Below are 13,887 nucleotides of genomic sequence, written 5' to 3' on the forward strand. Positions count from 1 at the left end.
AGGGAGATGCCAGATGGCTATTTGGAGAATTGCGTTAAAAGAGATTCTTTCCAGCGTGAGAAATCGGCAAACGTTTCTCTTCATGCTCGCCCTGCCGATCATCCTGATGCTGATTTTGGGTGCGGGCTTGTCCAATGCTTTTTCGTCAAAGCATTCGGTCGGGGAGGTTCGCCTGCTGTACAAAGCGACATTTTCGGAAAACGACATGTCTGCGTACTGGGACAGCTTTACGAAAGCGATCGGAAAAGAAGGGGTGGAAGTCGTCCCGATCAGGCCGGGGATGGATTGGCGCCAGGAAGTCAGCTCCGGGCGCTATACGGCTTATGCGACGATTGACAAGGACGGCATTGCGTTTTTCGGCAGCAGCAAAAATACAGTGGAAAGCGGCATTTTGCAAGGGATGCTGGTCGCCTTTGCCGATCGTTATGCACTCGGCACGGCCGCCTTTCAGGCGAGTCCGGGTGTCGGCACAAACATCTTGAAACATGCAGCGGAAAGCAAAGATTTTATTCAGGAAACAACGCTTGTAGCAGACAGAAAACCAGGCTCCATCGATTACTACGCCGTGTCGATGACAACGATGATCGCCCTGTTCTCGATCATTTCCGCCAACTATTTGTTCGGTGCGGAACGGGCGCGGAAGACGGCAATCCGCCTGATGGCAGCGCCGATCAGCAAGGGAGAAATTCTGGTTGGCAAAATGATCGGCAATGTGTTCATCAATACACTCTGTGTGCTGGTCGTCGTGCTGTTTAGCAAATTTGTCTATCATGCTTACTGGGGCAATCATTTTTGGCTGGTTCTGCTTGCTTTGTTGACAGAGGTACTCTTGGCGGTGAGCCTGGGACTTGGCATCGGGTTTCTGCTGACCAAACAGGAAGGCTCGTACATGGTAGTGATGATTTTCTTGCAGTGCGCTTCGTTTTTTGGCGGCGCGTATTTTCCGATTGAGAACACGGAGGGCATCTTGACGCTTCTGACCAACTTGTCTCCTTTGCGTTGGATCAATACGGCTTTGTTGGAGCTGATCTACATGGACAATATCGTCGCCGTCTGGAAAGTGATCGGACTGAATCTTGGAATCGCAGCTGTGTTTCTGGTCTTGACGGTCATCTCCATTCGCAGACGGGAGGCATTTTAACATGGATGAAATGGTGTGGCTCATTCGCAAAACGCTGAAAGATACGTTCCGCAAGAAAAAGAACTGGTTCTTGTACTTTGGTCTGCCGATTGTCGGGATTTTGATCTCGCTGTTTTTTTACAGCAATGCAAGTACAGGAACGATCCGGGCCGGGGTAGTCAATCAAGATGGCAGTCAGGTGGTCACGAGCGGAGTCATCCGTTACTTGGAGGGGCTTGGTCAAGTTCAGGTAACTCCATTGGATGAGGAGACGCTGCGTGCACGCATCGCTTCGGGCGATCTGGACTGCGGCATCATTTTCGAGCAAGGCTTTGCGGATCGTGTGAAGGCAGGCGAGCCAGGGCACATCCGCATCGTTTCCGTCAAAGGCGAGTCGGTCACGGCATACATCAAAGCGATGCTGCAAAGCTATATTGGCAACGTGGCTGCGATCGGCAAGGAGACAAAAGGCGATGAAGCGGCTTTTGCCCGCATTTACGACAGCTACAGCCAACATCCTTTCAAGCTTAAAGCGACGGCGCAGCCTGACACCTCGAATGAGAAAATGATGTCGTACCAAACGATTGGCTACTTGATCACGTTCATGATGTTTTCTGCGGCCAACTTGTCCGAGATCATCCTCAAGGAAAAAGAGAACCGGACGTTCTTGCGCTTGCTTTCCTCGCCGATGTCAGCGAGAGCGTACGTGCTGTCCAATGTCGTCGTCAGTTTGCTGCTGATCTTTTTGCAGATTGTTGTCACGCTGGTGGCGATGAAGCTGATTTTTCATATCGATGCGGGGATGCCGACCTTCCCGTTGATTGTTGTCCTGCTGCTGTTTGCTCTCACGGCAATCGGGCTTGCGCTGACGATTGTCGCATTTGCCAAAAGCACATCGGCAGCAGGAGCCATGCGCAATATGATCATTACCCCGAGCTGCCTGCTCGCAGGTTGTTATTTCCCGGTGAACATCATGCCTGAGACCGTGCGCAAAATATCGAGCTTTTTGCCGCAGCATTGGCTTTTGGACAGCATCGATCAGCTACAGCAAGGCCAGAGCTTGGGAAGCTTGTATGTGAATTTGCTCATTCTCGGAGGATTTGCCCTTGTGTTTGCCCTGATCGCGGTTTATCGGTTCGGGAAAAACAATGACAGCAGGCAGTTTGTATAAAGCTGAGCGGTATGAAATGAAGCGAGGTCTTATCCCTTTACAGGATAAGACCTCGTTGCTGTTAGCTAGGATTGTGCCGCAATGGCACCTGACACGTCGTAATGCTCTAACGGTATGTCCACTTCCAGACCGAGAGCGAGCTTCGCCATCTGATAGCCGATATAAGGACCCATCGTCAGGCCGGATGCGCCGAGGCCGTTGGCAACAAAAATGCCTTCCCAGCCGGGCAGCGGGCCGATGACAGGCAGAAACCCTGGCGTGAACGGACGGAATCCCACTCTCGCTTCGACGAATGTACTGTTGGCAAGCTCGGGAGCGATGTCCAGTGCTTTGGCAAAAACTTCGTGCAAGCCGCCTGGCGTAAGGCGTGTATCGAAGCTTGGCACATCGTTCTCGTGTGTGGCGCCGATCACCATTTTATGTTCATCGAATGCCAGCAAATATTGGTCGTTTGGAGGGATGACAACAGGCCAGTTGTCTGTCTGCCTGTCCGCGTATTCCAGATGAACAATTTGCCCTTTTTGGAAGGTGACCTGGAAGTTTACGCCCAGCGGCTGCAAAATGTGATTGGCCCACGCTCCGGCGCAGATCACGACAGAGTCGGCTGTGATGCTCTCCGTTCCAGCCTTTACCCCTGCGATCCGGTTCCCGTCGTAAACGAGTTCAGCGCTTTCGTATAAAAGGGACGCTCCGTGTTTTTGCGCGGCGCGCAGCAAAGCATCCCGCAAGGCGCGGCCATCCACGCGAGCGGCTCCTGTGACATGGACAGAAGCATAGCTTTCGTCCAGGGGCGGGAACAGCGCTTTTGTTTCGTCAGCTGAAAGCGTGGAGACATCCCCCAGCTCCGGTGCATCATCTTTGCGCGTGAGTGCCCGTTTTTCCAAAGTCAGCAGCTTGTCTTTGTCTGTATGGATGCTGAGCGCTCCCACCCGGGCATACCCGGTGTGCGTTTCTCCGCTTTGTTCCAGCTCGGCAATCAGCGAGGGATAGAAACGCGCCCCCTCCTTGGCCAACCTGTACCAGGCTTGATTGCGTCTTTGCGACAGCCACGGGCAAATGATCCCGGCTGCGGCATCGGTTGCCTGTCCTTTATCTTTTCGATCGACAATCATTACTTCTGCGCCTCTTTTTGCCAACTGATACGCCGTCGAAGCGCCAACAATTCCGGCACCTACAACAATGATTTTTCGCATGGTTCGCATCCTTTTTCATGAAGGGTGTACAGTGCATTTCCATTCTTACTATAAACCACGGGAGAAAGAAAAGGTATCACCGCTATCAGCTTGCGCATGGAAGAGAGGGGAGCGAGCGGCTTTTTTTGTCTCAACTTGCAAAGCTAAAATGAGGGAAATGATTCCGGATTCTGTGGAGTGAGGTGATGAGATGAGATGTTTGCAATCTTGCTTGCGCTTGGCTTGGGCTGGAGCGGTCTGCTGATTGGTTCTGCTTGCATAGCGCTCGGGATGCGGGCGGTTGGCATGCGTGACCAAAAAGATCGCGAGCGATTCAAGAGAGGCGCTTGGTTTATGAAAGCAGTGACAGGGCTGTGTTTTCCCCTTACGTACTGGAAATACGGCTGGACAGCGGAATTGCTGCTCGGCCTATCGCTTGTTTCTTTCCTCGTGCTCGTCACGGTGGCAGACTTGGCTGACCGCCGCATTCCCAATGGCGTGCTGCTTCCTTTTTGCCTGTCCGTTCTTTTGCTGCGCGGCTTGTTTCCTTATCAGGGCAGCGATTTTAGCGCTCAGCTGATCGGAGCGGCAGGCGTGTTTCTGCTGTTGTTGCTGATCGCAGTCGTGACGGATGGCGCAATCGGAGGAGGAGACGTCAAGCTGTACGGGGTGATCGGCCTGTTTCTTCCGCCGGATTTGCTTGTGTGGGCGATGATCTACTCGTCTGTTTCGGGGGGATTGTACGGTTTGGCGCTGCTCATAGCCGGGCGGGCGAGCTGTCAGTCAAAGCTGCCTTTTGCACCGTGGCTCGCTTTTGGGACGCTTGTCGCCTATTTTTCGGGGGAGCGGTTTGCGTAGGCGGATAAAGGGATAAACATGTTGATGTCGAAAATATGCAACTATGATGAAACGACATAGCCGAACCATACCTCATTACGCAGCAGCGCCTCTCTGGAAGTATGCAATCATCCTGACTTTTTTTCTTGCGCTGCTTTTGGGACTGCGCTGGATGTGGTACTCGCTCAATGCAGACCCAAAGCATCCTGATGTAGAGCACGGTGTCCTGGACATGCGTGGATGGGACTTTGAGCGTTCTCCTTCCATTTCGTTAAAAGGGCAGTGGGAGTTTTACCCGAATGCTTTTCTGAGCCAAAAAGATTTGAAGCAAGTGCCGGAAAGGGAGCGGCAATACGTTCAAGTACCCGGTGACTGGAGCAGCGCTTTTCCGAATGCTGCTGATTCGTACGGCTATGGAACGTATCGGCTGCGAATTTTGGTCGATCAGCAGTTGGAGCAACCGTATACGTTCTGGATTCAGGAAATCGAGGCAGCTTCCCGTATTGAGATTAACGGAGAGCATATCGGTGGACTTGGCGTGCCTGCTACAACAGCAGAGACGACCAAGCCGTGGAAGGCTTCCTACACAGCCACGTATACGGCAGGAGACGCCAAGGTCATTGAACTGCTGATCCAGAGCGCCAATTTTCAGCGGCCGCATAACGGAGGAATCATCAAAGACATTTACTTCGGCTCGCAGGCGGCGGTTGATACGGAACGGTGGTATTCGATTGGCCTGCAAATGGCGACCTTTCTGATTTTGCTGCTGCACGGGTTGTATGCGGGTATCCTGTTTGTTTTCAAGCCGCGCCAAAAGGAATTTTTATTCTTCTTACTGTTGTTGTTTTGCGTCGCGATCAAGACAGTGATTGACTACGACAACCTGATGCTGCTCTGGTTCCCGATTCCGTACGCGTGGGCGCTCAAAATCGAACTGCTGTCTTACATCTGGCAGCCTTTGCTCATGATCTTGCTGGTGAGAAGACTGTCCAATGCGGGAGGAGAGACAACCTCCAGGCTGTTCCGGGTTTACCTGTTCTTGCTCAGCCTGTACTCGCTGTTTCTTTTGCTGGCATCGTCCGAGTGGGTGTACCTTTCTTCCAAGCTGCTTTCCTTGTATTATTTAGGGCCGTTGCTGCTTTTTGCTTTTATCATTGTCCGCATGCTGATGCGCAGTCAGCAGGATGCGATGTTTTTGCTCATCGCCGCTGTCAGTGTGTATTCCAACGTGATTTGGGGCGTGTTGCAGCAGTATCAGCTGATCGACATGAAAAACGTCTATTATCCTGTTGACCTGATCGCCGCTCTCGTCAGCTTCTCGGCGTACTGGTTCAGAGGGTATTTCCGCCATGCCGAAGAGCGGGCGATGCTGACCGAGCAATTGAAGAAAGCCGACAAGCAAAAAGACCAGTTTCTCGCGCATACATCTCACGAGCTGCGAACGCCTTTGCACGGCATCATGAATATTGCGGAGACGGTCGTCATGAGCGAAAGACACGTCATGGGCAGCCGCAGCACACAAGACATGGAGCTGCTCATCACGATCAGCCGCAGAATGTCCCACCTGCTGGACGATTTGCTGGATGTTGTCCGCTTGCAGGACAAGCATATTGTGCTGGACAAAAAGCCGCTGCGCATTCAGGCGGTCACTTCCGGTGTGATCAGCATGCTTGCCTATATGGCCGAGGGCAGGCCAATCCAGTTGCAGATGGAAGTTCCCGATTCGACGCCGCCGATTCTCGCAGATGAAAAGCGTCTCGTGCAAATCTTGTTCAACCTGATTCACAACGCCTTGAAGTTTACGGAACAAGGAGCGATCACCGTTTTTGCCGAGGCAGTAGGCAATCAGGTGGAAATTCGCGTGTCTGACACGGGAATCGGAATGGATGAGGAGACGCAGGCGCGAATATTCAAGCCGTATGAGCAAGGCGGCCAAAGAGTGAACAACGGCGGAGGAATTGGCCTGGGGCTTGCCATCTGCGCACAGCTGGTAGAATTGCACGACAGCAAGCTGCATGTGCATTCCGAGCCAGGCAAAGGCTCGCATTTCAGCTTTCTACTTCCGGTGGTGGCAGAGCCGGAAAGCATGGCAAGCGTGGAGAACAACCGGGAGCGGGAGCGTTCGGGCGAAAAGGTGTACCAGGTGCCTGTATTAACCAAGTCCGCGCGCAACGAGTTTTACCCTTCCTGGTCTTCCCTGCACACGGCGGCCCGTTCATTTGCCGAACGAGGTGCCAACATTTTGGCTGTGGATGACGATCCGGTCAATCTCAAAGTGCTGGAGCGAATTTTGTCGCCGTATCAGATTACGACGTGCACGTCAGCGAGAGACGCGCTTGATCTGCTTTTCGCCAAGCAGTGGGACTTGATCATTATGGATGTCATGATGCCGCACATGTCGGGCTATGAGCTGACGCAGAAAATCCGGGAGCACTTCACACTGTCTGAACTGCCGATCTTGCTTTTGACCGCGCGAAGCCAGCCGGAAGACATATACACCGGGTATTTGGCCGGGGCCAACGATTATATTTGCAAACCTGTCGACGGCATGGAGCTGAAATACCGGGTCTGGTCGCTGACGACGCTGAAACAAACCGTCGATGAGCGCTTGCGCATGGAGGCAGCGTATTTGCAGGCGCAAATTCACCCTCATTTTTTGTTTAACACACTCAGCTCCATCTTGGCTTTGAGTGACATCGATACAGAAAAGATGCGCAATCTCGGAGACGCGTTTACTTCGTTTTTGCGGATCAGCTTCGACTTCCTGAACACAGGCGAACGGGTGCCGCTCTCCCACGAGCTGGAACTGGTCGAGTCGTACTTGTACATCGAAAAGGAACGCTTCGGCGAGCGCTTGTCCATCGAGTGGGAGGTCGACCCTGGCTGCGAAACCGTGCTCATCCCGCCGCTCACCATCCAGCCATTGGTCGAAAACGCCGTCAACCACGGCCTTTTGAGCCAGATCGAGGGCGGAACCTTGCGGATACGAATTGTGCGGCAGGAAGACGCTACCCGGTTTGAAGTGCAGGACGACGGTGTCGGAATGAACAAGGAAATCGTGGAGCGAATCCTGGACCTCGCCACGAAGGAAAAAGGCGGAATCGGCGTGTCCAATACGCACCGCAGACTGACGCAAATGTACGGCAAAGGCTTGTCCATCCAGAGCAAGCCGGGGGAAGGGACGACGGTGTCGTTTGTGATCCGCGATCAAGTCAAATAGGCATAAAAAGAAGGCATTCTGCATCGCTTTTCATCGCAAATTTCTTTCAATCAAAAGACCGTAAGTGCCCGCAGCCACTTTCATGAACAACGCCGGGACACTTCCATAGAAAAAGGCTGACAGTCCACTGAACTGCCAGCCTTTTTCGTATGAATGTTTACTTACTTACCATTCAAAATCCGCACTTGCCACTCAGCATCGTCATGTTTGACCATGCGCTTCGTCGAAGTAATGATCAGCTCTTTCGGAAGTGGTTCGCTGTCCTTCACCAGCATCGCTCCAGCAAAATGCGCCAGGCCGTTTACGAGTTCGGATTTGTCCGTGTAGAAGTCTGTGTCATGCTCTTTTCCGGTTTCATCTGTGATTGTCCAATACGCAGGAGCTGTTAAGAGCGGCGCGGTATTTTTGCCTAGCGTGATGTCATAGGCGATATGGTGCCCTTCTATTTTCGTTGTAGTGCCATCCGGGTTTACCTTGTATGCGCCATCGTCGTATCCTTTCACATCAACGGCTCGATCAGGGGCCTTCACAAATTTTTTGAAGGTGAAGCGGTCTTCGTGATCCGCGGCGAGCACAGGCTGTTGTTCGAGTTGTCCCAGGTCGATTTTGACGCGAAAATCAGTCGGTTCCTCCGTGTAGACGGAGCCTAGCTTGAAAGACAGCTTCGTTTTGGGATCGATCGGCTGGAAGTAGTGGAAGTTTCGGTAGCCCCCCTCAATCGACTGGAACGGGACGTCTGACATGGAACGAATGTCGTTTTGTGACTTGTTCACTCTCGCGGTAAACATCTGGGGATCGCGAGCGGCAATAACAGTGCCGCGATCATCCACAAGCTCGTAGCTGTAGCTGGCCGATTTGTCGGTGTTTGCGCTCCGGTCAATGACCAGCTCGACCCCTGTTGGGGCAAACGTCATCTCTTGCAACGTAAAAGTAATTCCTTGCGGCGTCGTGTAGCTTTTGTGAATCGCCTGTGAGCGCGTCGCTGCTTTTGCTTTTTGCATATTCACAGGAATGGACAGCTTCCAGTTTCCTTTTGTCTCGTCCATTTGCTGGATGGAGAACTCGACAACAAGTTCGTCAGGAATCTTGCTTGCATCCGGGAAATACGTTTTCAGCTCGCGTTCCAGGAAAAGTTGTCCAGCCATGTTTCGCTGGCTTTTCCACTCGTCGTTCGGGTTTTCCCAGCGTCCTGCCTCAGCGAGATCAGCAGGCTGCAAAATGTTTCCTTGTTTGTCTTTCAACGTCACGACGGGTTTTTTTGCTCCTTGCTGATACATATCCTGCCAGAATACTTCCAGCGGTTTTCCCGCTTGATCGGTGATGGAGGCTGCCAGTTGAATGCGAAGCGGGTCTGCGATTACCTCTTGAACGGCAAAAGTGATTCCTTGATCAGTCACTTTTGCCTGCGGGAATTGCGTGAATCCGTTTTGGACTGCCTGGCGTATTCCGTCGTCGCCAAATTGACCCAGGATGGTTTTGGAGACAGCAAGCGCGGGAGCTTGATTGTTTAGCGGCTTGCTTGCAAAGGCAGCATTGACATAGCTGGAAAAAGTAGGAGAAACGAGCATTCCTCCTGAAACGACAAGCGCTAATGCCGCAGCGGCAATGGATACATTTTTCATGACGGTCATACTCCTTTTTTTCTGGCGAGCGGGTGTAGCTGCACGGGCATCGGCAGTGCGGCTTAAAATGCTCACAGGATGCGGCGAAAGTGACTGGATAACTTTTTGCTCCAGGTCCGCACTGATTGTTTCAGCCCATGGTTCATTCGCTTGGGCGAGACAGTCGATGTACGCTTCAAGCTGTTGCTGGCAGCGGGGGCAATGATCGAGATGCTGCTCCCACTTTTGTCTGTCGGTTTGCGCTAAACGGTCGTCCAGATAAGCTTCCAGTTCTTGCGGCGAAAGGCAATTCACAGCGGGGCACCCCCTTTTTTCTCCTGCTTTTCAAGCTGTTCCCGCAGCTTTTTGCGGGCGTAGGACAAGCGCATTCGTACGGCATCTGGCGATAACGACAGCTTGCTGCCAATTTCCTTGTAGCTGAGGTGCTGGAGATAGTGCAAATCAAGGATCGTCCTGTATGACTGATCCAGTCTCTTCAGTTGCTGCCATAAAGTGTGGCGTTCTTCTTTTGCCAAATACTCTTCCAGCGGGACAGGGCATTCGTCCTGTAGCTCCATGTTCATTTCCGTTACGGCAGGCGTGCGCTTTCGTTTGCGCAACTCGTCAATTCCCCGGTTGATGGCAATCCGGTACAACCAGGCCGGGAACGAGTGGCCCGGGCGATAGTCGGGCAAGCTGTAGTACGCCTTGATAAATACTTCCTGGACAATATCTTCAACCTCAAGGGAAGGGCTCAAGTTTCGCCGGAGTATCGATGCGATTTTTCCTTTGTATTTGTTGACGATCAGAGCATAAGCTTCTTTATTGCCTGCAAGAACCTCCGCAATGACCTCCCGATCGTCCTGCATGATGCAATCCTCCTTGCAAAAAAGGTGCTGCGCAGCACTCGGCAAAACGTTCATGACCGTTTTGCTTGCTTACATTACTATAGACGATCAGCAGCAGTGCCCCCTCTCAAACTTTTTTTGAAAAAGAAAAAAGAGGATGCCTTTTCCGTGAAAAAGACATCCCCGATTTGCAGGCATGATGCGTTATTTATTTTCCTGGCCGCTCGACCGGAGTTTTGTTGATGATGTAATAGCTGACGATCAAAATCAGAATCACGCCGGAGTAAATCAGTGTGTTGAGCGGATTGTGGTGATCGACGATGATCAGGCGAACCATCGCCGTGATGCCGATGTACAAAAAGTAGCGCAGGGGAAAATGATAGTTTTCGCGAAAATACTTCACGATCATGGCGATAAATTCGAAGTAGAGAAAAAAGGCGATGATGGCTTCCAGAAATTCGTTCAAGGTCGAATCGGCAGAAAGCATCATTTTGCCAAAGTGGATCAATTCCTTGACGAGCAGGACGCAGAGGATGACGGCCAAAACAATCAGAGAGATGTTCAAAATCAACTGAAGCAAAGACGGAATCGAGAATTGCCTGAGCACCGATTTGACATAGTTCATGACAGCAGCCTCCTGTTGCAAAAGGTTCGTCCGAGCCAGGTTTTTTAAATGTGTTATACTAATATTAGCTAATTTCGGAATTTAATCAATCTATTTAACGAAAGTGACATACTATTTACAAAAAGTTTGAATACCCGGCTGTTCTCTTCATTTTGCTGGAGCATCCAGGTGTGGAGCGGTATGATGGATGATAAGCACTATGTGAGAAGGAGCGATCTGTCTTGAAGCACAATCATTCCATAGCCGTTATCTCTGACATACATAGCAACGTTTATGCGCTCGAAGCTGTACTCCAGGACATCGATTCACGGGGGATTCAAGCTATCGTCAATCTGGGGGACACGCTGTTCGGCCCGATTGCTCCGGTCGAAACGGCACAGCTTTTGATGAACCGCCCTTCAATCGTTTCCATCATGGGCAATTGCGATCGGTATTTGTTGCAGGATCATTGCGAGTCTCCCACCTATGAGTATGTGAAGCCGCTGCTTGGTCAGGAGGTGCTGGATTGGCTGCGGACATTTCAAAAGTCATATGTGTACGAGGATGCACTGTTTTGCCACGGAACGCCTTTTGCCGACGATGCCTACTTGATGGAAAGGGTGGCGCCGTACGGGACTGACGACAAAAGCGTGACTGAGTTGATGATTGAGCTTGCTGCTGTGCCGCAAAAGATCATCGTTTGCGGGCATACGCATGTGCAGCGGTCCATGTGGCTGCCGGATGGAAAGTGGATCGTCAATCCGGGAAGCGTGGGGCTGCCAGCTTATTTTGAGGAGACGCCCTATCCCCACTCGATGGAATCGATGACGCCGCATGCCAAATACGCCATTTTGCAGCAGCAGGATGAGGGGTGGAAGTTGGAGCAGGTGTTGCTTCCGTACGACTGTGAACAGGCGGCCCAAAAAGCGGAAGCGGCGGGCCGGATGGATTACGCTCATGCCATTCGGACCGGGCGAGCCGAGTTGTAAGGGAGCAAGCGGTGCGACGAGAGGCTGGCGCTTGTGGTTGAGGAGCGCGATGCAACGCAAAAAGACGCCAGCACGATACTGGCGTCTTTTTGGCGTCTCCGTTTCCGAAAAACGCGGCGAATGATGCATGTTTATGATCAATGATCAAGCTTTTCCAGGCTGAACGCCGTCCCACTCGCTGCTGTTGTCAGCTGCGCGTTTTTCCGGTTGCTTCTGGCTTTGGCCGCGCAGCGGGATTTCTTTCAGGAACAGAGCGATCACGACAGCGAAGCCAGCCACGATTGCTCCTGTCAAAAAGGTCGTGGTAATGCCGTAGCTCATGGCATCGCGGATCATATCCAGCACGTGAACAAAGGCGGCTTGCGATTCCGGCGATAAGCTGTGCAGAGCTGCTTCGATCTTCGGCTGATCGAGCAGATTTTGCGGATTGCTAAACAGCGCCAGCTTCTCGGCCAAGGCCGGATCGTTCGGCATCGCGCCTGCCTGCCCCATTCCAGCGGAGAGCTGGGTCATTTTCGTGGTCATGCTGGCGCTCATGACGCTGCCCATGACTGCAATCCCGATCGTACCGCCGAGGTTGCGGAACAGCTGGGAAGTGGCGGTCGCGACCCCAAGCTCTTTCGGAGCGACGGCATTTTGCACCGTCAGGGAGAATACTGGCATGGCGATCCCCATGCCCAGTCCGAGAATGATCATGTACAGGACGAGCAAATAAATCGGGGTGCTTGGCACCATGAAGTACATCAGCACCATCCCGGCTGTCATGACGAGCAGTCCGCTGATCGCCATTTTTTTGTACTTGCCTGTCTTCGTCATCAATTGACCGGCGAGTGCCGAGGTCACGAGCATGGCAATCGACATCGGCATGGCGACGTAGCCGGCCATGGTTGGCGAGATGCCTTTTACCCCCTGGACGAAGAACGGCACGTAAATGATCGCACCCATCATCCCGGCGTTCAGGAAGAAGCCGACCAGGTTGGAGACGGTAAACACGCTGTTTTTAAACAAGCCAAGCGGCAGGACGGGCGTTTTTACTTTTGTCTCTGTCCACAGGAAGATGCCCAAAGAGACGACGGTGACAGCGAGCAGACTGATGATTTGCCAGGAGCCCCAGGCGTATTTGTTCGGGCCGTCTCCTGCCCAGGAAAAAGCAAGCAGCATCGGCACGATGGTCGTCGTCAAAAACAGGGAGCCGAAGTAGTCCACCGATTCACCCTGACGTTTTTCCACGCGCGGGAAGTGAAGCAGGATCAAAGTAAAAGCGATCACGCCAATCGGCAAGAAAATCCAGAACACCCAATGCCAGTCCAGATGATCGACGATATACCCGCCCAAGAGCGGGCCAGCCACACTGGAGACGCCGAACACAGCGCTCATGACCCCTGTCCATTTGGCTCTTTCCCGTGGTTCGTACAAATCGCCCATGGCGGTAAAAGCGGTCGACATAATAATCCCGGCACCAGCGCCTTGAATCGCCCGATAGGTGATCAATTGAAAAATCGTTCCCGAGAAGCCAGACAGCAAGGCCCCGATGCTAAACAGTCCAATCCCGGCCAATAAAAACGGCTTTCGTCCATAAATGTCCGACAGCTTTCCGACCAGTACGGAGGCGACTGTTGACGTCAGCAAGTAAATCGTGATCGCCCACGAGTAGTAATCCATCCCGCCCAGCTTGGCGATGATGCGCGGCATGGCGACACCGATAATCGTTTGGTTGATAGCTGAAAAAAACATGGCGGTAATGATCGCAATCATGATCGTAATTTTCTTCTTGTCCGTTAACTCACTCATGCTTGATTCTCCTCTCTTGCGCTTTCGATGTTATGCAAAACTTGGCGGTAGATACGGTTCAGCTGTGCCAGATCTTCGTCTGACAATCCGGCAAACAAATCTGCCACTGTCCGCTTCAGCTCGATTTTGTACTGCTGCAAAACCTCGCTGCCTCGCTCGGTTATTTCCAGATAGACCACCCGACGGTCGTGACTGACGCGACTTCGGCTGGCATAGCCACAGGCGATCAATTTATCGGAAAGACTGGTGACGGCTCCGGGAGTAATGCGCAGCTGCTCTGCCAGAATGGAAGCTTTTTGCGGGCCGTTTTTGTCGAGCATGCGCAAAATCATGGCTTGGGAAGCGGATACGAGCGGGTCCAGGCGCTTGTGCCAATTGGCGGATACACTTCGCTGCACCTGGATGTAGAGCTGTTCGAAATCGGTAAGGGAAGACTGACTGGACATGTTTATCGCTCCTGCTTTCCATGGTTAATAGTATCGTTAGTTAATAATTAATCACATGAAACATTAATTAGTGTAAATGTTCCTTCGT

The 13,887-nt window shown here is 52.2% G+C and carries 11 protein-coding genes; 5 read left to right on the forward strand and 6 right to left on the reverse strand.

From position 1 onward, the window contains the following. Positions 1 to 13: 13 nt before the first annotated feature. A complete protein-coding gene (locus M2298_RS23550) occupies positions 14 to 1,141 on the forward strand; it encodes an ABC transporter permease (protein ID WP_173598703.1) in 1,128 nt (375 codons plus the stop codon). Position 1,142: 1 nt separating this feature from the next. Next, positions 1,143 to 2,291 (forward strand): ABC transporter permease, encoded by a 1,149-nt coding sequence (locus M2298_RS23555; RefSeq protein WP_173598702.1) that lies wholly within the window; start codon positions 1,143 to 1,145, stop codon positions 2,289 to 2,291. Between the two features lie 65 nt (positions 2,292 to 2,356). Here the strand turns inward: M2298_RS23555 and M2298_RS23560 are convergent, their stop codons facing one another. After that, a complete protein-coding gene (locus tag M2298_RS23560; RefSeq protein ID WP_173598701.1) occupies positions 2,357 to 3,484 on the reverse strand; it encodes an NAD(P)/FAD-dependent oxidoreductase in 1,128 nt (375 codons plus the stop codon). Between the two features lie 195 nt (positions 3,485 to 3,679). Between M2298_RS23560 and M2298_RS23565 the strand changes: the two genes are divergently transcribed. Together M2298_RS23565 and M2298_RS23570 are read left to right on the forward strand one after the other, a co-directional pair. After that, positions 3,680 to 4,321, forward strand: coding sequence for a prepilin peptidase (locus M2298_RS23565; RefSeq protein ID WP_173598700.1), 642 nt, complete (start codon positions 3,680 to 3,682; stop codon positions 4,319 to 4,321). Between the two features lie 43 nt (positions 4,322 to 4,364). Then, positions 4,365 to 7,520: a hybrid sensor histidine kinase/response regulator gene (locus tag M2298_RS23570; protein ID WP_280649159.1), complete on the forward strand. Its 3,156-nt coding sequence runs from the start codon at positions 4,365 to 4,367 to the stop codon at positions 7,518 to 7,520. Between the two features lie 161 nt (positions 7,521 to 7,681). Here M2298_RS23570 and M2298_RS23575 read toward each other — a convergent pair whose 3' ends face one another. The 3 genes from M2298_RS23575 to psiE form a co-directional block, all read right to left on the reverse strand. Next, positions 7,682 to 9,436 (reverse strand): DUF4179 domain-containing protein, encoded by a 1,755-nt coding sequence (locus M2298_RS23575; protein ID WP_280649160.1) that lies wholly within the window; start codon positions 9,434 to 9,436, stop codon positions 7,682 to 7,684. Then, a complete protein-coding gene (locus M2298_RS23580; RefSeq protein WP_122966333.1) occupies positions 9,433 to 9,990 on the reverse strand; it encodes an RNA polymerase sigma factor in 558 nt (185 codons plus the stop codon). The genes M2298_RS23575 and M2298_RS23580 overlap by 4 nt, the downstream gene beginning before the upstream one ends. A 187-nt stretch (positions 9,991 to 10,177) precedes the next feature. Further along, positions 10,178 to 10,594, reverse strand: coding sequence for a phosphate-starvation-inducible protein PsiE (gene psiE / locus M2298_RS23585; protein WP_173597161.1), 417 nt, complete (start codon positions 10,592 to 10,594; stop codon positions 10,178 to 10,180). Positions 10,595 to 10,815: 221 nt separating this feature from the next. On the opposite strand from psiE, the gene M2298_RS23590 reads away from it, so the two are divergent. Next, entirely contained in the window at positions 10,816 to 11,562 is a 747-nt protein-coding gene (locus M2298_RS23590; protein WP_280649161.1) for a metallophosphoesterase family protein, read from the forward strand. A gap of 144 nt (positions 11,563 to 11,706) precedes the next feature. Here M2298_RS23590 and M2298_RS23595 read toward each other — a convergent pair whose 3' ends face one another. Together M2298_RS23595 and M2298_RS23600 are read right to left on the reverse strand one after the other, a co-directional pair. Continuing rightward, positions 11,707 to 13,353, reverse strand: a complete 1,647-nt coding sequence (locus M2298_RS23595) for an MDR family MFS transporter (RefSeq protein ID WP_173597159.1) — start codon at positions 13,351 to 13,353, stop codon at positions 11,707 to 11,709. Continuing rightward, on the reverse strand, positions 13,350 to 13,799 hold the full coding sequence (locus tag M2298_RS23600; RefSeq protein ID WP_280649162.1) for a MarR family winged helix-turn-helix transcriptional regulator: 450 nt from the start codon (positions 13,797 to 13,799) through the stop codon (positions 13,350 to 13,352). The genes M2298_RS23595 and M2298_RS23600 overlap by 4 nt, the downstream gene beginning before the upstream one ends. Positions 13,800 to 13,887: the final 88 nt, after the last annotated feature.

This window comes from Brevibacillus sp. 1238, assembly GCF_029892995.1.
Lineage (GTDB): Bacteria > Bacillota > Bacilli > Brevibacillales > Brevibacillaceae > Brevibacillus > Brevibacillus parabrevis.